Consider the following 21,586-nt stretch of genomic DNA (forward strand, 5'->3'; position numbering starts at 1 on the left):
CTCACTCCAACAGCGCCCGCGTCCGTCGGTGTCGCTCCCGGAACATCGGCTCGAAGCCGACGACGGCGAACGGCGACGCGGCGCGCCCGACCGGTCCGCAGGGGAGTTCGTACTCGACTTCGTCTTCGAGAATCGTCTCCCCGCCGTCGGCGAAGAAGCGGTGGGTGTGGACCCACGACTCGAACGGACCGCCGACCATGTCGTCGCGGAACATCGCGCTCCCCGCACCCTCCTCCCGCGCGACGATGCGAGAGGTCCACTCCCGTCGTGGACCGACGCCGAACGGCCGCGCGGACATCCGAATCTGCGACCCCTGCTCCAGTTTCTCGGGGTCTCTGTCGCCCTTCGGACCGCGCACCGCCTCGATGCGGAGATTCATCCACTGCGGCGTCAGCGTCGTCAGTCCGGAGACTCGCGAGTGAAAGTCCCATACCTCCGAGAGCGGTGCGTCGATGCGCGTCCGACGCGAGTACGTCGCCATGTCGGACCCTAGGGGCGACCGAAGGAAAAGCCACGCGGGCGGGCCGACGGACGCACCGGCCGTCGGCGACGCTCGCGGCGGCGGTCGTACCGAAAGAGAGCCGTCCCGGGTGAACGCACCACACGGACAGGGGTTGGGGGGCGGCTGCGTCGCGCGGAACACCAGTTGCGGACGCGACGCGTCGGAGTGCGGGGGGACACCCGGGCGGGCGGCGGCTCGTTCGGCGCTGAACGCGCCGGTCGGGTGTCCACGGCGATCAGAGGGGGGCTTCTCGCCGCGGGCGGTTTTTACGACGGACGGCTGACACTTACGTCTTGTGTTGATTTGGTACCGAACTGCACGGAACGGCCGGTCACCCTCCTTCAGAGGGTGAACCGAGTGACGTTCGTCCCCGCCGCGGTCAGGTCGCGGTGCGTCGCCGCCGCGACGGTTATCTGGTTCTCGCCGTACTCGATGTCGGGGCGAACCTCGAACCGCCCCTCCTCGGGTTCGACGAGCACAGTCTCGCTCGGCGTCTTCACCGCGACGACTTCGCCGTCGGTCTGTCCGGAGACGACGAGTTTGTCGCCCCTGAATCGGGTGCTGACCTGCAGTTTCGGGGGCTTCGGCCGGTCGGTATCGACGTACCGGCGGCGGACGAACGCGGGCGTCTCGACGGGTTCGCCGGCCTCGACGCCGTGCGCGAGGCGGACGAACTGCGCCATCGACCACGCGAGGGGCGTCGCCGCGCCGGTGCCCTCGCCGAACTCCCAGTTGTAGTCGGTGGCGTGTTCGCGGTCCCACACCTGTTCGGCCAACATCCGACCGGAGTTTGCGAACCCGGCCATCGTCCGGAGGAGGTTCTCGGGGGAGAGCGGTCCCTCGTCGGTGCCGGCGAGGAGTTCGTACTCGCCGCGTTCGCCCGTGAAGATGGGCCAGAGTCGGCCCTTCCCCTTCGACTCGATGGACCACGGTGCGCCCTCGTCGCCGCGTTCGCGTTCGCCGTAGCCGTCGCCGTTGTAGCGGTAGAACGCCGGTCCGTGCGGCGTATCGACGCGAATCGTGTCGTCCATCTCGCGGACGGAGTTCTCTATCACCTCGTCGTCGTGGGGTTTGATGCCGAGGCGGGTGAGTTCGAGGAACCCGCCGTCGATGATCTCGCGTTCGTCCAGCGTCGGCCCGTTGTTCGCCAGCGTCCGGAGGTGTCCGGCGTCGGGGTCGCCGTCGCGGGTGACGCGGACGTAGTACGGCGTGTGCTCGTGGCGTTCGGTTCCGGTCGTCGTCGCGCACCACTCCTCGACGCGTTCGGTCCAGTCGTCCGCCAGCGCCAACCAGATGAGGGCGTCGGCGTCGTGTCCCTCGTCGATGGCGACGGAGGCGGCGCAGGCGAGGCCGGCTATCTCCGCGGCGATGGAGGAGGGCGAGTAGCCCGCCTCCTCCTCCCAGCGCTCTTGGGCCGTCGGCGGGCCGTTCCGCGCCACGTAGTCGGCGGAGCGCTTGACGTTCACGTAGTCGTAGTCCACGTCGTCGAACTCGACGCCGTTCTCCGCGAGCATGTACGCCATCACCGACGGGAAGGAGATGTTGTCCATCTGCTCGCCGCCCCACCGGGTCCGCCCGTTCAGGTAGGTGTTCTGCGGGATGAATCCGCGTTCGTCCTGCTGGAACTCGTAGATGTACTCGAGGGCGTCGATGGCCGTCTGCACGTCGCCGACGGCCTCGAAGACGGTGAACACCTGATACAGGTCGCGCGACCAGACGAAGTTGTAACCGTACCCCTTCGCCTCCTCGGCGGTGACCGCCTCGCCCCACGGCACCGACGGCGAGGCGATGCCCGCGCCGAGGAACGTCTTGTCCTCGACGGCGCGGAGCGTCATGAGACAGGCGCGGTACTGGTTCGCCAACTCCTCGTCGTCGGCGACGGCGACCGGCAGTTCCTTGTCCGCGAGGAAGTCGGCCCACGAGTCGCAGTACGCCCGGTACGCCGTCTCGTACCCGCGGGTGAGCGCGCCCGCCGCCTCGCCGAGTGCGGCCGCGGTGTCTGCGTTCTCTGCGAATCCGAGCGCCAGCGTCTCGGACAGGCGGTTTCCGATGCCGATGCGGCCGACGAGGACGACGTTCTCGTTGTCCACGCCGTCCTGCGGCGTCGGCAGGTCACCCTCCGAGAACAGTCCGGCGAGGTGCTCGGACCCGGCGACGCCGACGGTGGCCCAGTCGAACCGCCCGGCGGAGGTCATCGCCAAGGCGACGCTGTACTCCTCGCCCTCCTCGTCGATGAGGAGCGGTTCCGTCTCGCCCCGTTGGTCGTACGCGTCGGCGTCGCGGGCGACGAGGTGGTACGTCCCCATCTGCCCGAGGCGGAGCGCTCGGTCCGTCGCGCCCGTGTTCACGAGTGCGGTGTCGGCGACGGAGTACAGTTCGTACTCGTTGTCGTCGTCGGACTCGAAGCTCACGTCCGCGAGCAACGCGTCGTGTTCCGGGTCGGTGACGTACTCGACGGTGAGCGTCCACTCGTGGCCGCGCCCGTCGCCCGTCTCGGTGACCGTGTGTCGGTAGCAGAGCGCCTCGTCTTCGACCATCTCGGCGGTGCGCTCGATGGTGTCCGCGTCGTCGTCGCGCCGGGTCTCGTTGTGCGTCCGCGCGGTGTACGTCGAGTCGTCGTCGGCGTCCGCGACGAGGAAATCCAGCGTCCGCAGGTTCATCAGGTCAACCCGCGGGAAGCGCACCTCCGTCAGCGCTCCCTCGGTCAGCGTGAACCACAGGCGCGAGGGGTCCTCGGACGTGTGGTCGGCGACGGTGCCGACGCCGTACTTCTCGCCCGTCGTCCACCGCGGCCGGTGTTCCGGCCCCGAGGGCGCGGGTTTCGGCGCGGGAAGCGCGTCGTGCTCGTGGAGCAACGCCGTCGCGTGCAGGCGGAGGGCGTGCGACCACCCTAACGGCGTCGCGCTATCGAACGACCCGTCGTCGAACACCTGCTCGGCGAGGTAGCCCGCGGGCGTCGTGAACGGACCGTCCTCGCGCAGGAGTTCGTACAGGCTCGCGGCCCGTTCGAGGAAGGCGTCGGCCTCCGTCCCTCGGTCGTACGAATCCAGGAGAACCGCGAGGTCCGCGGCGGCGTTCGCCCCCCACGCGGTGGCGACGGACCACACTTTCTCGTCGTCCTGTTCCGCGGTGCGCCAGTAGTCGTCCTCGAAGCGAATCAACCCGCGAACCTCGCCGTCGTCGGACTCCCGATAGAGGTCCGACAGCGCGATGTCCATGTGCGACGCCAGCTTATCGAGCGTCTCCTCGGGCACCTCGGCGATTTCGTCGTACTCCGCGACGGCGTCCACCAAGGCGAACGACCCCGAGTCGAGGCGGGAGTCGAGTTCGCCCCCGCGCAGGCGGAGTCCGTACACCTCGTAGCCCTCGTCCCACAGGAGGTCCAGTCCCTCGAACACCGCGTCGGCTTGCGCCCGCGCGTGGTCGGCCAGTTCGTCGCCGACGGGTGCACGAGCGACGGACGCGTACGCCTGCAGGAAGGTGGCGGCCGTGTGACTGAAGCGGCCGACCATGTTCTCCCAAGCGTTCTGGCACTCCTCCGGCAGGCCGTCGTCTTCGAGGGAGTCGTCGAGTCCCTCGACGCCGCGCGCTATCGTCCGTTCGACCTCGCGGGCGAGGCCCGAATCGAGGTCGCCGCGCCGGGAGCGAAGCAGGGAGGCGAGGAAGGCGACGACGCTGGCCGTCTGGTCGGCCTGATACTCCGGCTTCTCGGAGCCTTCGACGCGGGCGTGCGCCCACCCGGGCGCGATGGACCCGTCGACCGCCCACGCCCGTTGGGGCCACGTCCCGTCGTCGAGTTGCGTCTCGCAGAAGAACCGCGCCGTCGTCGCCAGACTGTCGGTCAGTTCGAGGTCCAACAGGTCGTCGGCCCCGAGGAGGTACCGCGACAGTTCGGCGTCGTCGCGGAACCACGTGTAGCCGTACCCGCCGGTGTGCGAGTAGAAGGGGTCGAACTCGGGGGCGGCGATGTGCGACCCCGAGGGGGCCGTCAGGAGCGACAGCGCACGGAGGTCCGAGCGCACTATCCCCTCGCGGGGGACGTGTTCGGGGACGGACACCTCCGCCCGTTCCCGCGCCGCCGCGCGGATGTCGTCGGCGGTGGAGTGCTGGAGCGCGCAGTTTCTGAGGTCTTCTAACGCCCGTTCCCGCGTCAGTTCCCGGTGGTTCGAAAGTTGCGTGACGAGCGTTGTCTGTGCGCCGCGTCCGGCCCGTTCGAGGGGGGCGGAGACGACGATGTCGCCGCTCAGGTGGGTGTCCTCGTACTGTTCGAGGACGGCCTCGCGGGGGAACTCGAACGCCTCCTCGGAGAGCACCTCCTCGAACCGTTCGGGCACCTGTCCGCGAACGTCGTCGAGGCCGGTCGAGGCGGTGACGTAGTCGTGTTCGTCCCGGTGGAACACCTCGACGGCCTGCGTGCCCTCCGGACCGCCGCGTTCGTGGATGAGGCGACCGACGCGCGTCTCCCGGCCCTCGGGGGCGAACGTGAGAAACGCGGTCAGGTGGGCGTCCGTCGGAATCGCGCCGCGGAGTTCGACGTGGGTGACGTGCGCCCGTCCGAGCGTCAGGTCGTACTGGTGGACGGTGAACTCGCCGGCGTCGTACTCCGTCTCCACGAGGGTCGATTCGCGGTAGTAGTGCTGACGAACCGGTTCGAGGTCGTCGAACCAGTGCGTCTCGCCGCCGGCTTCGATGCCGAACCGAGACCGGTCGATGCCGTACAGACCGGAGAGCGAAGACGAGTAGTCGCGAAGAGACCCGTCGTCGCCGACGTGGACGAGTCTGTCCCCGTGACCGGAGAACGCGCCATCGGCGGTGGGGCACTCCTCTGGGAAGCGCCGGTCGCCGCGGTCGCGCTTATAATCATTGAGCGCGGTCCGAAGTCTCATACGATGTTCAGGCGTCCGCCCCGGACATAAGTATTGGCTGGTACTGTTCGTTCGCCGAGAACTTTCGCCCACCCGGACGACGTCCCCGAAAAATCGAGCGGTAGCGTTCCGTTACTCAGCCTCTACAACAATTCTTCGAACGGGAGTAAAGACAAAGGGCCGACGTGTCGTTGGTACGTCCATGCACCACCCAGGTCCGCCGCGGTTCATGGCCGTGGGCGAGACGGTACAACTCGCGCCGCGGGACCCCGACCCGGACGCGTCGTACCGTTGGCGAGTACAGAGCGCGCCGGTCGGCAGCCACCTCGAACTCGGCGACGAACCGGTCGTCGACTTCGCGCCCGACGCCGCCGGGAAGTTCGTCGTCGAACTCGACGCCCCCGACGGGACGCACGAACTCACGCTCCGCGTCTTCCAAGGCGACAAAGTCCCCGTCGGCGGCGGCACCGGGTCCTCGGGGATGAGCGGTGCCAGCGGGTTCCGGAGCGGTTCGGCGGAGCAACCGAAGCGAAGCGGCGGCGTCTCCGGGTCGGGGTCGGCCGGCGGGTCCGACGGCGGCGGTGGCGGCGGCCGCCCGCGCGTCCAACTCCACGGGTCCGTCGAGGGCGACCACCTCGTGGTCAGCGCGGACCCGCAACCGAACCCCGAAAGCGACGTCGACCGCGAGGAGTTGGTCGTCGAGTTCCTCGTGGACGACAGAGACGACGTAGACGAGTCGGACGTGGAGATTTCCGGGTGGGAGCTCCGCGTCCCCCTCTCGGCCGTCGGCGACCGCCTCCGCGTCCACGCCGTCGCGCTTTCGGAGTCCTACAGCGTCCCCGACAGCGTGGAGTTCAGGCGGGACGCGATGGCTGACGGCGGAAGCGAAGTCGAGTCCGTCCCGTCTCCCGACGACGACGCAGACGCCATCACGATTTCCCGGCCGAACGACCCGCCGGAGTGGGCCAAGGAGGTGACCCTCTACGAGATTTACGTCCGCGGGTTCGCCTCCGACGACGACGAGGCCGAGACCACGTTCGAGGCGTTGGAGAAGCGCCTCGACTACCTCGCGGAACTCGGCGTGGACTGCCTGTGGCTGACGCCGGTCCTCCAGAACGACCACGCGCCGCACGGCTACAATATCGTGGACTTCTACGAGATAGCCGAGGACCTCGGCACGCGGGAGGACTACGAGGCGTTCGTCGAGGCCGCCCACGACCGGGGGATGAAGGTGCTTTTCGACCTCGTGTTGAACCACTCCGCGCGGGACCACCCGTTCTTTCAGGACGCGTACGAGAACCCCGACTCGGAGTACTACGACTGGTACGACTGGCAGGACAGCGGCGAACCGGAGACGTACTTCGACTGGGAGTTCATCGCCAACTTCGATTACACGACGTTGGAGGTCCGTCGGCACCTACTCGACGCCGTGGACCGCTGGTTCGAAATCGCGGACGGCTTCCGCTGCGACATGGCGTGGGCCGTCCCCGACACGTTCTGGCAGGAGGTCCGCGACCGGGTGAAATCGAGGGACCCGGAGTTCTTGCTCTTGGACGAGACCATCCCGTACGTCGCGGACTTCCACAACGGGATGTTCGACATGCACTTCGACACGACGCTGTACTTCACGATGCGGCAGGTCGGCCGCGGCCACCAACCCGCCGAGGCGATTTTAGACGCCGTGGACCAACGCGCCGAGGTGGGGTTCCCGCCGCACGCGGCGTTCATGCTGTACGTCGAGAACCACGACGAGACGCGCTACCTCGTCGAGTGTGGCGACGACGCGGCGATGGCGGCCGCGGGCGCGTTGTTCACCCTTCCGGGCGTCCCGATGCTGTACGGCGGGCAGGAACTCGGGCAACGCGGCCGCCGCGACGCCCTCGCGTGGGACCACGCCCGCGAGGACATCCGCGAGCACTACGAACGACTCATCGACGTTCGCAACGAGACGCCCGCGCTCGGGTACGACGGCGCGTTCCGCCGCATCGACTACGAGACGGACACCGAGACGGCCGTCGCCTTCGCCCGCGAGGGTCCCGAGGAGACGTACGTCTGCGCCCTGAACTTCGGCGAGGAACCCGCGACCGTCGCCGTAGATGGTCTCTCGGTCGATTCGACGGACCTCGTCTCCGGCGAGAGCGTCGCCGCCGCCGACGGCCTGCGCGTCGAGAGCGTCGCCGTCCTCCGCGCGGAGTGACCGCCGCCGGACCCGCCGACTCGTTCTCGCCACCCCGCCCGCGACGCCGTTCGGTCGTAAACGTCGTGTAGGTGCGTACCCCAATACCCCGTAGTGACCGATACGTACGTGTGCCCGTACTGCGGCGCGACGGAACACCGCGAGTACCGCGTTCGACTCATCCTCCTGACCTGCCCGGAGTGCGGCGAGAACGGGCGATTCCTCAACGAGGAACTCGTGGAAGTCCTCGACGAGATTCCCGACGACGAACTGCCGGAGGAGTGGTCCGAACTCCCCGCAGACCAGCGACTCCACCGCGCGATGGAGCGAGGGTTGGTCGATTCGGACCGCCTCCAACTGCTGTAACCCGCGACGCGGCGGTGCGGTGCGGGAACGCGACACCCCGCGGAGGCGGTTCAGCCCCCGGTGAGCGCGGAGAGCAACTGCACCGCCTCCGCCTTCGAGAGGGGGTCGTTGGCGTTGCCGCAGTGCGGCGACTGCACGCAGGCGGGACAGCCGTCCTCGCAGTCGCAGTCGGCTATCATCTCCCTCGTCCGCCGCATCAGCGTCTCAACTTCGCCGTATCCGCTCTCTGTCAGGCCGACGCCGCCGGGGTAGCCGTCGTAGACGAATATCGTCGATCGGTCCGTGTGGGGGTGGTGCGGCGTCGAGAGGCCGCCGATGTCCCCTCTATCGCAGAGAAACGAGAGCGGGAACAGCGAAATCATCCCGTGTTCCGCCGCGTGGATGCCGCCGTTGAAGCCGTACTCCCCGCCCCGTTCGCGCATCTCGATTTCCACGTCGCGCGGGACGGTGAAGTACAGCACTTTCGTTCGGAGCGTCGTCTCCGGTAGGTCCAGCGACTCCTGCCCGATGGCCTCGCCGCGCTTGGGGTCCCTGCGCTCGAATCCGGTAATCTGCTTCCGCATCGTCACCTCGGCGAACCGGACTTCGGTGTCGGGCCGGGCCGACAGTTCCTTCGACCGCAGGTCCTCCTCGACGGTGATGGTCTTGTCGTGGAGGACGCGCGTGTAGTACTCCGCCCACGTCGGTTGCAGTATCGCCGTGTCGCGGTCCAAATCGAGCTTCGTCACCTCGTACGACTGGCCCTGGTGGTGGTATATCGCGCCGCGGTGGGCGTCCCGCAGGGCGTCTCCGAACGACAGGGAGGCGATGACCTCGTTCGACCGGCCGTCGAGCAAGTCCACCTCCCGACTCTCGATGGTCCGCAGGCTCATCTCGTGTTGCGGACTGCCGTCGCCGGAGTGCGTCCAGCGCATCCCCTTCTCCGTCTCCCGCCGGGCGAGTTCGCCCGCCGCCTCCAGCGAGGACACCACGTCGGGGAACGTCTCGCCGAAGTGCGCCTCGTCGGCGGGCGAGAGCCAGTTCTCGGCGGCGGCGCTCTTCACGTGGTCCGGCAGGAGTTCCTCGTTTTCGGGGTTCGAGATGGCGCGTTCGGGGTCGCCCTCCCAGAACTCCTCGGGGTGGTTCATCAGGTACTGGTCGAGTTGGTCCTCGCCGCCGACGAGGACGACGAGGGCGTCGTCGTCGCCGCGTCCGGCCCGTCCCGCCTGCTGGAACGCCGACATCCGGGTGCCGGGGTAGCCGTCGATGAGCACGGCGTCCAACCCGCCGACGTCCACGCCGAGTTCGAGGGCGTTCGTCGACCAGACGCCGGTGACGCTCCCGTCGTGCAGTCCGGCCTCTATCTCCCGGCGCTTCTCGTGTTTGAGGGCGGCTTGGTACGCCGAGACGCCCGCCGCCGCCTCGCTCTGTCCGCGTTCGCGCAGGTCCTCGGCGCTCTCGGTGGCGTACCGCTCTGCGGCCTGCCGGGCGCGGGTGAACGCCAGCGTCTGGTGGCCGCGGGAGAGCAGGTCCACGAACAGGCTCTTCGTCTCGACGTGACTGGAGCGTCTGCGTCCGCTTCCGCGGTTCTCGTCGCGGTACTCCGGCGGGTTCCACAGCACCCAGTGCGTCGCGCCCGTTCCGCTGGTGTCCTCGTCCACGAGGCGGAACGACGACTCGTCCGTGCCGGTGACCCGGGCGGCGTGTTCGACGGGGTTGCCGATGGTCGCAGAACAGCAGACGTACTGCGGGTCGCTCCCGAAGCGTTCGCAGACGCGGTTCAACCGCCGGAGGGTGAGGGCGACGTGGCTTCCGAAGACGCCGCGGTAGCCGTGCACCTCGTCTATGACGACAGTTTCCAGCGAGGAGAAGAACCACTCCCAGAGGCGGTGTGCGTGCGGGAGAAGCGCGTAGTGGAGCATGTCGGGGTTCGAGAGCACCACCGTCGGGCGGCGCTTCCGAACGTCGCGCTTCTCCGACTTCGAGAGCCGTCCGGTGTACTGTTCGACGGAGACGCGACTGCCGAAGCCGAGTCCGCGAGCGAGGTCCGAGAGGCTCTCGGCTTGGTCCGCGACGAGAGCGTTCTGCGGGCCGAGATACAGCGTCCGGCCGCCGTGGTCCATCGCGCGTTCGAACGCCGGGACGGTGTACGCGAGGCTCTTTCCGCTGGCCGTCTGCGTCGCCAACACGACGTTCTCGCCGTCGCGAACCGCCTCGATCGCCTCGGCTTGGTGGCGGTAGAGGCGGTCGATTCCCTCCGACTCCAGCGCCGACGCGAGGCGCGGTTCGAGGTCGATATCGGCGAACTCCGGGTCGCGCGCCTCGACCCGTCGGTGGTCGCGTATCTGCCCATCGTAGTACGGTCGGCCGCGGAGCCACTCCACTAACTCGTCCACACCCCTCCTCGGACCGAGGCCGCCCTGACGCTTTCGGTCGTCGGGGCGGAGGCGGCCGGTTCAGCCGGTCCAGCACGGTTTTGTCCGCGCGGGCCCAACGCCGCCCATGGACGAGTACGACGCCGTGCTGATATACGACGGCGAGTGCGCCTACTGCTCCATCGCGGCGAAGGCGCTTCGCCGACTGGACCGCGTCGGCGCGATTTCGTGGTACGACGACGCGTCGCAGGCGTTCTTGGAGACGCAGTTCGGCGAGACGCCGTTCGCCATGTTTCTCGTGGACCGCAGCGAGGGACGGGTGTACGCCGGCGGGGCCGCCGCGCAGGAACTGGCCGACCGCGCCGGAACGCCCGGAATCGTGGGCGCTCTCGTCCGCGACAACTACGACCGCATCGCCGCCACCGTCGGCGCGGTCAGCGGACGCGGCCGCGACCCCGACGACTACCACGAGACGTACCCGCTGGTAGAAGAGGCGGAGGGCCTGTTCGACGAACTCGTCGAAGGGGCAGAGGAGCGACCGGACGCCCTCTCGTGATGGACGACGCGGAAACTCGGCCGGTCGTCCTCGACCCGGCGGCGATACGCGCGGGCGAAGACGAACTCGGAATCGGCGCGAACGAGGCGCCGCCGGGCACGTACTCGCTCGTGTACGAACTGAACGCGGACGCGGGCGTCGAAGTCGGCGCGTTGGGCGAGTGCGAGTTTCCCGCCGGCGCGTACGCCTACGTCGGGAGCGCGCACGGGTCGAACGGACTCGGGCGGGTCGAACGCCACTGCCGCGTCGCGTCGGGCGACCACGAAGTCCGTCACTGGCACGTCGATTATCTCGGCGGCCACCCCAGCACCGACCTCGCGGCCGTCGTCGCGTCGTCGAACGTCGACGTCGACGAACGGAGTTCGTCGGGCCGCCGAGGTTCCCCCGGCGATATCGAGTGTCGCGTCGCGCGTCGCCTCGGCGGTTCGTCGGACGCCTCCCCGTCTGCGGTCGAACGTCCCCTGTCGTCTCCCGTCTCCGGATTCGGGTCGTCGGACTGCGACTGCGACGCACACCTCGTATCCGGAGAGGAGGTAGAGACGATTCTCTCTGCGGTCGTCGAATCCTTCGAAGGGAAAGAGTAGAGAGTCCCTTCAGACCGGCGCCCTCAGTCCGGGCAGGCTGAGGGCGTCGGCGTTGCCGGTTTGAGTCAGAGGCACCCCGGCACCCGGTATTTACGCTCCGTCCGTATTTAATTCATCTGTCGGCGTTATTCGTCAGTCTCAGGTTATAGAATATAAACCTTCCGTTACTTTATATACAGTACTAGTCTTCGAACGTTTTTATAAACTCGCTGTCGAATTCGCGCAGTATGCGGTCGGAGGATATCTCGGAGACGCTCAGGTTGCTCTGTCGCCGCGAGAACGTCCTTCGTCACCTCGACTCGAACGGCAGTCGGAAGCAGGACCTCCTGTCTGACCTCGCCGTCTCGCGGTCCACCATCGACCGTTCGCTCCGCGAGTTGACCGATGCGGGCTTCGCCGTCCGGTCCGACGGCGTCTACCGCCGGACGCTGGCGGGCGAACTGGCGTTAGAGGAGTACGACCGCGTCTCCCGCCGACTCGACGGCCTCTTGAGGTCGCCTTCCTTCCTCGACGGACTCCCCGCTGAGAGCGACGCGGACCCCGCTCTGTTCGACGGCGCGACGGTCTCTGAGGCGGAGCGACAGTCGCCGTACGCGCCGATTCTCGCCTTCACCGACCTCCTCGAGAAGTCGTCGTACGTCGTCGGGTTCGCCTCCGCCGTCTTCCCGGCCGAGGTGGAGGCGTACCGGGACCAACTGCGAAGCGGCGAGTTGGTCTCCCGGATGGTCGTCACCGACTCGGTCTGCGAACGACTCGTCTCCCAGTACGGCGAGGTGGTTCGGGAGGGTCTGGCGACCGGACGAATCGACATCAGGCGCGCGCCGGACCTGCCCTCGTACACCCTCGTCGTCGGTTCGACGGCAGACTGCGCGGAGGTCGGACTCGTCTCCCACACGTCGAACGGCGTCCGAGGGGTCCTCCGCAACGACGACCCGGAGGCCGTCGAGTGGGCGCGGCGGCGAATCGCGACGTACTGGCGCACCGCGGAGGCGGTCTGTCCGCCCGACTCCGGCGACGACTGACGGCGCTACCCGAACACCTTACTCCCCCGCCGGGGAAGTTCGCCCGATGTTCCCGACGCTCCCCTACCTCGAGTGGATCGACGGCCGCACGGAGGCCGCGGAACACGACTTCGGGTCGAGCGACCTCCGGTCGTCCGCCGACGACGGGGCCGTCGTCCCCGAACCCCTCCGCGGCCGTTCGGTCCCCGACGACACCTCCCTCCGGGCGCGAGTGGCCGCCGAGTACGACGCGGACGAGGAGAACGTGCTGGTGACCGCGGGCGCGACGCAGGCGAACTTTCTCGCCGCGGCGGCCGCGATCGACCTCGCGTCGACGCCGGACGCGGACCGCAGACCGCAGGTCCTCGCCGAGAAACCGGGCTACCAACCGCTGGTCGTCACGCCGGAGGCGTTCGGCGCGCGGGTGGACCGCTTCCTCCGCCCGGACGAAGAAGGGTTTCCTCTGGACCCGAATCGCATCTCGAACGCCGTCTCCGACGCGTTCGCACTCGCGGTGGCGACGAACCGACACAACCCGAGCGGTAACCTCTCGGACCGCGAGACGGTGGCCGAGGCGGCGCGGGCGTGCGGCGACGCCGACGGCTACCTCCTCGTGGACGAGGTGTACGCGCCGTACGTGCGCGACGACGACGAGGGGGCGTCGTCGGTCCGGGCGTTCGGCGGTCCGACGGGCGCGGGCCTGCCGAACACCGTCGTCACCGGGTCGCTGACGAAGTTCTACGGCCTCGGCGGCCTCCGGGTCGGATGGTTGATCGGTCCGACCGAACTCGTCGAACGCGCCCGCGAGGTGGCGTACCACCTCTCGCCCGTCGCGGAACCGAGTCGCCGCCTCGCCCGCCGCGCGGTCCACGACGCGTCCGAACTGACCGCCTCGGCGCGGGACCACCTCGCGGAGAACCACGAACTCCTCGAATCGTTCCTCGCGGACCACGAGGCTCTCTCCGGGCGCGTCCACTCCGGGAGTCCGTTCGCCCTCCTGTCGCACGCCGACGCCACCGGCGACGAGTTCGCCGCGGCAGCGTGGGACCGGGATATCTTGGTCGTCCCCGGGCGCTTCTTCAACCGACCGGACCACTTCCGACTCGCCCTCGGCCGACCGCCCGAGGAGATGGCCGCCGGACTCGACGCCCTCTCCGAGGTGGTCGAGTCGTTCGCGGAGTCCGAGTAGGGGGCGTCGACTCAGACCAACGCGTCGGCCAGCATCTCCACGGGGTGCGGCGGTTCCTCGGTCTCGCCGTCGAACTCGCCGATCTGGGACCGGCAGGACGCGCCCGGCGCGACGACCGTATCGCCGTCGGATGCCGCCACCTGCTCCGAGAGCACCTCGCCGATAGCCTTCGACATCGAGTAGTGTTCGGCCTCGTAGCCGAAGCTCCCGGCCATGCCGCAACACGTCGAATCTAAGGGGTCCACCCGGTAGCCCGCCTCGTCGAGGACGGCCACCGCGTGGTGGTCCTTCTTCGTGGACTTCTGGTGGCAGTGGCCGTGGTACGTGAGTTTCAGCGAGGGGGCGTTCGGTTCGACGAGTGGGTCCGCCAAGAGGTCGAACGTATCGAAGTACTCCATCACGCCGTAGGTGCTCGCCGCCACCCGTTCGACGCTCTCGCCGGAGAGCAGATCGAGGTAGTCGTGCTGGAACATCACGGCGTCCGAGGGTTCGACCACGACCACGTCCCACCCCTCGGCGACGAGGGGCGAGAGGACCGCCACGTTCCGTTCGGCGGCGCGGCGCGCCCTGTCGATGAAGCCCTTCGAGTGGGCGGGGCGGCCGGAGTCCGCGACGCCGTCGGGAATCCGGACGTGGACGCCGGCCGCTTCGAGGGCGCGAACCGCCGCTTTGCCCGCGTCGGGGTGGTTGTAGTTGGTGTACGTGTCGGGGAACAACAGCACCTTGCGGTCGGCCTGCGCCTCGGGGACGCCCGACCGGCCCCGACCGTCGAACCACTCGACGAACGTCTCGCGGTGGAACGTCGGCAACTCGCGTTCCTTCGCGATGCCGAGCGTCTTCTCCATCACCGTCCGCGCGCCGGGCACCTTCGAGGCGACGTTCGAGAGGGGCGCGAGGGCGCTTCCGACCTTCGAGAGCGTCTCGATGTTGGCGAACATCCTGTCGCGGAGCGACGACCCGTTGCGTTGGTGGTGCTCGTGGAGCACCTCCGTCCGCATCTTCGCCATATCGACCTCGCTCGGGCAGTCCTTCGTACAGCCCTTACAGCCGATACAGAGGTCCAACACCTCGTGGACGAACTCGTCTTCGAACATCTCCTCTTCGGGCAACCCGCCGCTCATCGCCTGTCGGAGCATGTTCGCCCGCCCGCGCGTGGAGAGCACCTCCTCTTCCTCCGCGCGGAACGTCGGGCACATCACCCCGCCCGTCGTCTCCTGCGGGCCGCGACACCCGGCGCACCCGTGGCAGAGTTCCGCCATCCCCTGAAAGCCGTTCTCGTTCTCCCAGTTCAGCGAGGGGTCGAACCCCGCGTCGAACTCGTAGTCGGGCGAGAACCGCAGGTTCTCCGTCATGTCGTGGTCGCCGCAGATGTTCCCCGGATTGAGCAACCAGTCGGGGTCGAACGCCGACTTCAGGTCGCGGAACGTTCGCCAGAGGTCGTCGCCGTACAGTTTGCGGTTCCACTGGGTGCGGGCGCGGCCGTCGCCGTGTTCGCCCGAGACCGACCCGCCGTACTTCACCACGAGGTCGGTCATCTCGTCGGCGATGGCCTCGAACTCCGCCAGTCCCTCGACGGTCTTCGTGTTCACGAGGGGGCGGATGTGGAGGACGCCCGGCCCGGCGTGGGCGTAGTAACTGGCGAACGTGTCGTACTCGTCGAGGATCTCCTGCACGTCGGAGACGTACGCCGGGAGGTTCTCCGCCGGGATGGCGGTGTCCTCGATGTAGGCGACGTGCTTCTCGTCGGTCGTCCGCGAGAGGAGGATGGGGAGGCCGGACTTGCGCATCTTCCAGAACTTCGCGCGCGTCTCGGCGTCGTGGGCCTCCATCGCCGTCAGCGCCGTCGGCGGCTTTCGCGTCGTCTCCGCCGCGCCCGCCGCGGGGTCCGCGACGGAGTCGGACGCCGGCGCGCGGTCGGCGACGAGGTTCGCCACCTTCCGTCTTCCCTCCTCGTCGTCCTCGGCGTAGAACTCCACGAGGAGGACGGCGTCCGTCCCGTCGGGGAGCATCCCCACCACGTCTTTGAACTCGGCGGTGTTCCGCGCGAGGTCCAACAGCACGTCGTCCATCACCTCCACCGCCGCGGGGTCGTGTTCGAGGATGGGTGCGACGTCCTCCATCGCACTCACCACGTCGGGGTACGTCAGAAGCGCCACGGACGCGGTGTTCGGGATGGGTTCCAGCGACACCGTCGCCTCCGTGACTATCGCCAGCGTTCCCTCGGACCCGGCGAGCAAGCGCGCGAGGTTCACCGTCCCCGGTTCGCTCTCGGGGTCGACGCCGGAGTCGTCCGGCAGTCGCCGTTCGCCCCGCATCTCGTCGACCAGCATGTCGAGGTTGTACCCCGAGACGTTCCGCTTCAGGTCGGGGTACGCCTCCGCTATCTCCTCGGCCTCCTCGTCCAAGATGCGCGCGACTTCGGCGTAGATGCGCGCTTCGAGGTCACCTTCCGAGTCGCCCTCCTCGCGGAGCGTTTCGACCGACACCTCGCCGAAGGTGGTGACGGTGCCGTCCGCGAGGACGACTTCCGCCTCTTCGAGGTAGTAGTCCGTCTTGCCGTACTTCAGCGAGTGGGACCCGGTGGAGTTGTTGCCGATAGCGCCGCCGAGGGCGGACTTGTCGCCCCACGCGGGGTCGGGCGCGAACTTCAGTCCGTGCGGCTTCAGTTCGGCGTTCAGGTCGCCGAGTCGAGCCCCCACCTGCGCCCGGGCCGTCTCGGCGTCGGGGTCTATCGACCGCACCTCGTCCATGTGCTTCATCAGGTCCAGCACCACCGCCTCGTTGACCGTCTGCCCGGCGAGACTCGTGCCGCCGCCGCGGGGGAGGACGGGAATCTCTCGCTCCGCGCAGTACTCCACGACGGCGACCACGTCCTCGGTGGACTCCGGCATCACCACCCCGATGGGTGTTTTTTCGTACGCCGAGGCGTCGGTGGCGTACTGCTGTCGGGTGTAGGAGTCGAACCGAACGTCGCCCGCGACCAGCGTTTCGAGGTCCGAGACGAGGCCCGGTCGGTCCACGTCGTCGCTCACGTAGTCGTAGTTCGCCCTCTCGTCGGCCGACGGGTCCTCGACCGCGTCGCGCGTGTTCGATGCCATCTATCTCTACTGGCGTGTTAGTCGGTGCCGTATAAAAATCCGGAGTCGTCGCCGGGCCGGACGCCGTCCCGCGAGAGGTTCCGGACGGGTCGCCCCCGTCAGAACGTCCCGGGGAAGAGGACGTAACTGAACAGCAACGCCAACAGCCCGGTGAACGTCGCGTAGTACACCAACGGGATGAGTTCCAGTCGGATGACCCGGCCCTCTTGGCCGACGAGTCCGACGACGGCGAGGGCCGCGACGACGTTGTGGACGGCGATGAGGTTCCCGATAGCGCCGCCGACCGCCTGCGCGCCCAGCATGACCGTCTTCGGCGTGCCGATGCTGTCGGCGACGCCGTACTGGAACGTGCCGAACAGGATGTCCGAGACGGTGTTGGACCCGGCGAGGAACGCGCCGAGTGCGCCCACCCACGGCGCGAGGAACGGGTAGAACGCGCCGGTGAGGTCGGCCATCGCGTTCGAGAGGACGATGAGCATCCCGTCGGAACCGGTCGCCTCGCCGGACTGGAGCATGATCTGCACCGTGGCGACGGCGAACAGCAACGCGACGACGGCGGGCGCCATCTTCTCGAACGTCTCCATCCACGCGTCCTTTATCTCCCGGCCGTTCATGCCGTGGAACGGAATCGTCACGAGGTGGACGGCGAGGAACATCGCGCCCGGCAGGTACAGCAGTTGGATGCTGTCGCCGAGACTCGTCCCGAGGATGTTGTTCCACTCCAAGACGAGCGTCGACGTCAGGAAGTTCGCCAACGGCTCCCACACCCGAGTGAGCACGAGGAGTCCGGCCAGTAGCGCGTACGGCGTCCACGCCTTCAGGAGCGACATCTGCTCTCCGGGGTGGGCCTGCGCGACGCCGCCGTCGGCGGCGACGCCCACGTCCCGTTCTCCCTGTTGGGTCTCTCCGGGTTCGATCTCGCCGACCCAGTGGTCGGGCCACGTCTCGCGGGGGCCGAAGTCCCAGTCGTCGTCCGGGTGGAAGTAGCCGGCCTTCAGAGCGCCGACGGTCACCGCGAGTCCGACCATCGCGCCGATGAGGCCGGGGAACTCCGGTCCGAGGAAGTACGCCGTCAGCCAGTACGGGACGGCGAACGACGCCCACGAGAACAGCGTCAGCGGTAACACCTCTAACGCCGGTCTGACGGAGCGTTCCTCGCCGAAGAAGCGCGTCATCATCGCCACGCCGATGAACGGGACGGCGATGCCGACGATGACGTGGTAGGTGGCGGCGAAGACGGCGATGTTGCCGACCCACTCGGCGACGGTCATCCCCTGCGACTGGACGGCCTCGTTGATGAAACGCACGTCCCCGAAGACGTCTATCATCCCGATGATGAGGGGCGTGCCGACGGCGCCGAACGTGATGGCCATCAGGTTCCCCGTCAACGCGACGACGACGGCGGCCAACGGCGGGAAGCCGAGGCCGACCAGAAGGGGACCGACGATGGCCGCCGGCGTCCCGAACCCGGCGGCCGCCTCGATGAACGACCCCATCAGGAACACCAGAAGGACGACCTGCACGCGCCGGTCGTCGCTGATCGCGGCGAAACCCCGGTTTATCGCGTCGAACGCGCCCGTCTGCTTCAGTGTGTACAGGAGCAGTATCGCCCCGAAGACGATGTAGAGGATGTTCGTCGCGGTGATGAACCCGAGGATGCTCGAGGCGGCTATCCACGTCGGCGACATCCCCCATCCGACGAACCCCGCGGCGATGGCGACTACCCACGCGACCGGCATCGCCCGCGTCGCCGGCCAGTAGAACCCCACCATCAGGACGGCGATGGTCGCGAGGGGCAGTACCGCCAACAGCAACTGCGTCGCCGTCGCCATCAGCGTTCACCTCCGCTCGCTTCCGTGACCGATTCGGCCGTGCCAACCGAGGTCGGTTCGACTCCGTGCATGAGTCTGGGTAACATCGGTCTATGTAACTGTCGTTAATGATAAATCTCTGTCGTTAGCAATCACGATTCTGATTGGTCGGAGATGCTGACGAACGGCGCGTCGCCGGCGTCGCGCCCCTCTGGCGTCCGTCGGCGGCGCGGTCCCGAACCGACCCGAAGAGTCAATTGTCCAGGTTTGCAAGCTATTCACATGGAAACTGGCACGGTCGCGACGTTCGAGGAGTCGCTCGAACGTCTGGAAGTCGGTTGGACGCGCGCCGCCGCCGAGGACGTTCCCGATGTTCTCGAAGCGGTGTGTTCGACCCCCGCCGTGGGCGTCCCCCTCCCGTTCGAGGGGGTGTCGCTCCCCGGGTGGGTGAACGACGACCCGACGCCGGCGGACCTTCGGGAGGCGAAGACGGGCGTCACCGCCGCCGGAATCGGCATCGCGGACTACGGAAGCGTCGTCCTCCCCTCGACGCCCGAGGGGTCGGAACCGGTGAGTCTCTTCCCCGAGACGCACGTCGCCGTCCTCCGCGCGTCGGACGTCGTTCCCGGGATGCCGGAGGCGTTCGCGTGGTTGGGCGAGGAGTTCCGCGCCGGCAACGACGACGCGATAATCGCCACCGGACCGAGTGCGACGGCGGACATGGGCGCACTGGTGAAGGGCGCACACGGCCCGAAGGACGTCCACGTGGTGATGCTCGATGAGTAAAGGCGAGTCCCGAGAGGCGAAGGCGGCGCACATCCGGCAGTTGCTCGAAACCGAGGGCGACGCCGTCGCGCGGAACACCCGCGGGTTCAACGCCGGCCGGTACGACTCCGTCTCCCGCCTCGACGACTACGAGTCGCTGAAGGACGAGGCCCGCGCCATCAAGGAGGACGCCATCGAACGCCTCCCGGAACTCGTCGAGGAACTCCGGGAGAGCGTCGAGGAAAACGGCGGGACGGTGTACCTCGCGGACGACGCCGAGGACGCCAACGCGTACATCCGCGAGGTGTGCGACGAGGGGGCGGCCGACCGCGTCGTGAAGTCGAAGTCGATGACCTCTGAGGAGATAGACGTAAACGAGGCGCTCGAAGCCGACGGCGTGGACGTGGTGGAGACCGACCTCGGCGAGTGGGTGCTTCAGGTCGCCGACGAAGCGCCCTCCCACATCGTCGCGCCCGCCATCCACAAATCGAGGGAGGGCATCGCCGACCTGTTCAACGAGGTGTTCGATCCCGAGGAACCGCTGGAAACGGCGGAGGAACTGACGATGTTCGCCCGCGAACATCTGGGCGAACTCATCGAGGACGCCGACGTGGGGATGACGGGCGCGAACTTCATCACCGCAGACACCGGGACGATGGCCCTCGTCACGAGCGAGGGCAACGCGCGAAAGACCGTCGCCGCGACGGACACCCACGTCGCCGTCGCGGGCGTCGAGAAGGTGATTCCGTCCGTCGAGGACCTCCAACCGTTCGTCGAACTCATCGGCCGGTCCGGGACGGGGCAGGACATCACCTCCTACATCTCGCTTCTCACGCCGCCGGTGGGGGCGCCGAACGTCGACTTCGACGACCCCGAGACGCCGATAGCCGACGGCGAGACGGACCGCGACTTCCACCTCGTGCTCATCGACAACGGACGCATGGAGATGCGCGAGGACGAACACCTCAAGGAGACGCTCTACTGCATCCGGTGTTCGGCGTGTTCGAACTCGTGTTCGTACTTCCAGAGCGTCGGCGGGCACGCCTTCGGCGGCGAGACGTACTCCGGCGGCATCGCCACCGGGTGGGAGGCGGGAATCGAGGGCCTCGACACCGCCGCGGAGTTCAACGACCTCTGTACGGGCTGTTCCCGGTGCGTCAACGCCTGTCCGGTGAAGATAGACATCCCGTGGATAAACACGGTCGTCCGCGACCGGATCAACCGCGGGAAAAGCCAGGAACTCGACTGGTTGGTCGAGGGGTTGACGCCGGACGAGGAACCCGGCGGCGTCGACGTCCAAAAGCGGTTCTTCGGCAACTTCCAGACCGCCGCGAAGGTGGGTAGCGCCCTCGCGCCGGCGTCGAACTGGGCGGCGGACCTCGGCGTCTCCCGGTCGCTGATGGAGAAGACGCTCGGCATCGACAAGCGCCGCGACCTGCCCGAGTTCAAGCGCGAGACGCTGAAAAAGTGGTTCTCCGAGCGCGATTCGACCGTCGGGGAGCCCGTCCGACGCGCCGTCCTCTACCCCGACCTGTACACGAACCACGTGCAGGTCGAACGCGGGAAGGCGGCCGTCAGGGCGTTGGAGGCTCTCGGCGTGGACGTGGTCGTCCCCGACGTCTCCTCGTCGGGGCGGGCACCCCTCTCGCAGGGGATGATTGCCACGGCCGAGAAACACGCCCGCGAGGTGTACGACGGACTCGACCCGCACCTCGACGACGGGCGCGACGTGGTGGTCATCGAACCCTCGGACCTCGCGATGTTCGACAGGGAGTACGAGAAACTCCTCCCCGAGGACGCCCAGCGTCGCCTCTCGGAGAACTCCTACGAGGTGATGGAGTACGTCTTCGGCCTGTTGGAGAACGGGGCGGACGCGGACGCACTCGAACCGCCCGCCGGAGGTGACGACGGTGACGTCGCCTACCACAGTCACTGCCAGCAACGGACGCTCGGACTGGAGGGATACACCGAGGCGGTCCTCGAACACCTCGGCTACGACGTGCTCACCTCGGACGTCGAGTGCTGCGGGATGGGAGGGTCGTTCGGCTACAAATTTGAGTACTACGAACTCAGCATGGACATCGGCGGCGAACTCAAGCGGCAGTTCGAGACCGAAGAGGCCGGCGACCGAACCGTCGTCGCCTCCGGCACCTCCTGTCTCGACCAACTCGACTCCCTTCTCGACCGGTCGAGCAGACACCCCGTCGAGTTGGTCGCGCCGGACCGTCCGTAGCGTCGCCTCCGCGCGGCCGACCCCTCGTCGTCGCTCGCCGTTCGACGGGTTCGTCGCCGCCAGCGGACGTAGAGGGCCGGAGGAGC

The 21,586-nt window shown here is 68.1% G+C and carries 13 protein-coding genes; 8 read left to right on the forward strand and 5 right to left on the reverse strand.

The features are described from left to right. Position 1: 1 nt before the first annotated feature. Positions 2 to 481, reverse strand: coding sequence for an SRPBCC family protein (locus BLS11_RS06000; protein WP_092534578.1), 480 nt, complete (start codon positions 479 to 481; stop codon positions 2 to 4). A gap of 362 nt (positions 482 to 843) precedes the next feature. Then, positions 844 to 5,388, reverse strand: coding sequence for a DUF7997 domain-containing protein (locus BLS11_RS06005; protein ID WP_092534581.1), 4,545 nt, complete (start codon positions 5,386 to 5,388; stop codon positions 844 to 846). A 208-nt stretch (positions 5,389 to 5,596) separates the two neighbouring features. Here BLS11_RS06005 and malA point away from each other — a divergent pair, with 208 nt between their 5' ends. Together malA and BLS11_RS06015 are read left to right on the forward strand one after the other, a co-directional pair. Beyond that, a complete protein-coding gene (malA, locus tag BLS11_RS06010) occupies positions 5,597 to 7,564 on the forward strand; it encodes an alpha-amylase MalA (protein WP_092534584.1) in 1,968 nt (655 codons plus the stop codon). A 93-nt stretch (positions 7,565 to 7,657) separates the two neighbouring features. Next, a complete protein-coding gene (locus tag BLS11_RS06015) occupies positions 7,658 to 7,909 on the forward strand; it encodes an HMG-box domain-containing protein (RefSeq protein ID WP_092534587.1) in 252 nt (83 codons plus the stop codon). Positions 7,910 to 7,959: 50 nt separating this feature from the next. Here the strand turns inward: BLS11_RS06015 and BLS11_RS06020 are convergent, their stop codons facing one another. Next, the gene (locus BLS11_RS06020) at positions 7,960 to 10,284 is read right to left on the reverse strand and encodes a DEAD/DEAH box helicase (RefSeq protein ID WP_092534590.1); all 2,325 of its coding nucleotides are present in this window, start codon (positions 10,282 to 10,284) and stop codon (positions 7,960 to 7,962) included. Between the two features lie 106 nt (positions 10,285 to 10,390). Between BLS11_RS06020 and BLS11_RS06025 the strand changes: the two genes are divergently transcribed. The 4 genes from BLS11_RS06025 to BLS11_RS06040 all read left to right on the forward strand — a co-directional run bounded on the left by BLS11_RS06025 (position 10,391) and on the right by BLS11_RS06040 (position 13,593). After that, positions 10,391 to 10,819: a DCC1-like thiol-disulfide oxidoreductase family protein gene (locus BLS11_RS06025; protein ID WP_092534593.1), complete on the forward strand. Its 429-nt coding sequence runs from the start codon at positions 10,391 to 10,393 to the stop codon at positions 10,817 to 10,819. Continuing rightward, entirely contained in the window at positions 10,819 to 11,403 is a 585-nt protein-coding gene (locus BLS11_RS06030; RefSeq protein ID WP_092534596.1) for a GIY-YIG nuclease family protein, read from the forward strand. The genes BLS11_RS06025 and BLS11_RS06030 overlap by 1 nt, the downstream gene beginning before the upstream one ends. Positions 11,404 to 11,630: 227 nt before the next feature. Next, on the forward strand, positions 11,631 to 12,425 hold the full coding sequence (locus tag BLS11_RS06035; protein WP_092534599.1) for a helix-turn-helix transcriptional regulator: 795 nt from the start codon (positions 11,631 to 11,633) through the stop codon (positions 12,423 to 12,425). Between the two features lie 46 nt (positions 12,426 to 12,471). Beyond that, on the forward strand, positions 12,472 to 13,593 hold the full coding sequence (locus BLS11_RS06040; RefSeq protein ID WP_092534602.1) for a pyridoxal phosphate-dependent aminotransferase: 1,122 nt from the start codon (positions 12,472 to 12,474) through the stop codon (positions 13,591 to 13,593). An 11-nt stretch (positions 13,594 to 13,604) separates the two neighbouring features. Here the strand turns inward: BLS11_RS06040 and BLS11_RS06045 are convergent, their stop codons facing one another. Beyond that, positions 13,605 to 16,691 (reverse strand): FAD-binding and (Fe-S)-binding domain-containing protein, encoded by a 3,087-nt coding sequence (locus BLS11_RS06045; RefSeq protein ID WP_092534605.1) that lies wholly within the window; start codon positions 16,689 to 16,691, stop codon positions 13,605 to 13,607. A gap of 98 nt (positions 16,692 to 16,789) precedes the next feature. Further along, positions 16,790 to 18,523 (reverse strand): L-lactate permease, encoded by a 1,734-nt coding sequence (locus BLS11_RS06050; RefSeq protein ID WP_092534608.1) that lies wholly within the window; start codon positions 18,521 to 18,523, stop codon positions 16,790 to 16,792. A gap of 261 nt (positions 18,524 to 18,784) precedes the next feature. On the opposite strand from BLS11_RS06050, the gene BLS11_RS06055 reads away from it, so the two are divergent. Then, a complete protein-coding gene (locus tag BLS11_RS06055) occupies positions 18,785 to 19,288 on the forward strand; it encodes a LutC/YkgG family protein (RefSeq protein WP_092534611.1) in 504 nt (167 codons plus the stop codon). Beyond that, complete coding sequence (locus BLS11_RS06060) at positions 19,281 to 21,500, forward strand: LUD domain-containing protein (protein ID WP_092534614.1); 2,220 nt, start codon at positions 19,281 to 19,283, stop codon at positions 21,498 to 21,500. The genes BLS11_RS06055 and BLS11_RS06060 overlap by 8 nt, the downstream gene beginning before the upstream one ends. Positions 21,501 to 21,586: the final 86 nt, after the last annotated feature.

Source organism: Halopelagius longus, from assembly GCF_900100875.1.
Lineage (GTDB): Archaea > Halobacteriota > Halobacteria > Halobacteriales > Haloferacaceae > Halopelagius > Halopelagius longus.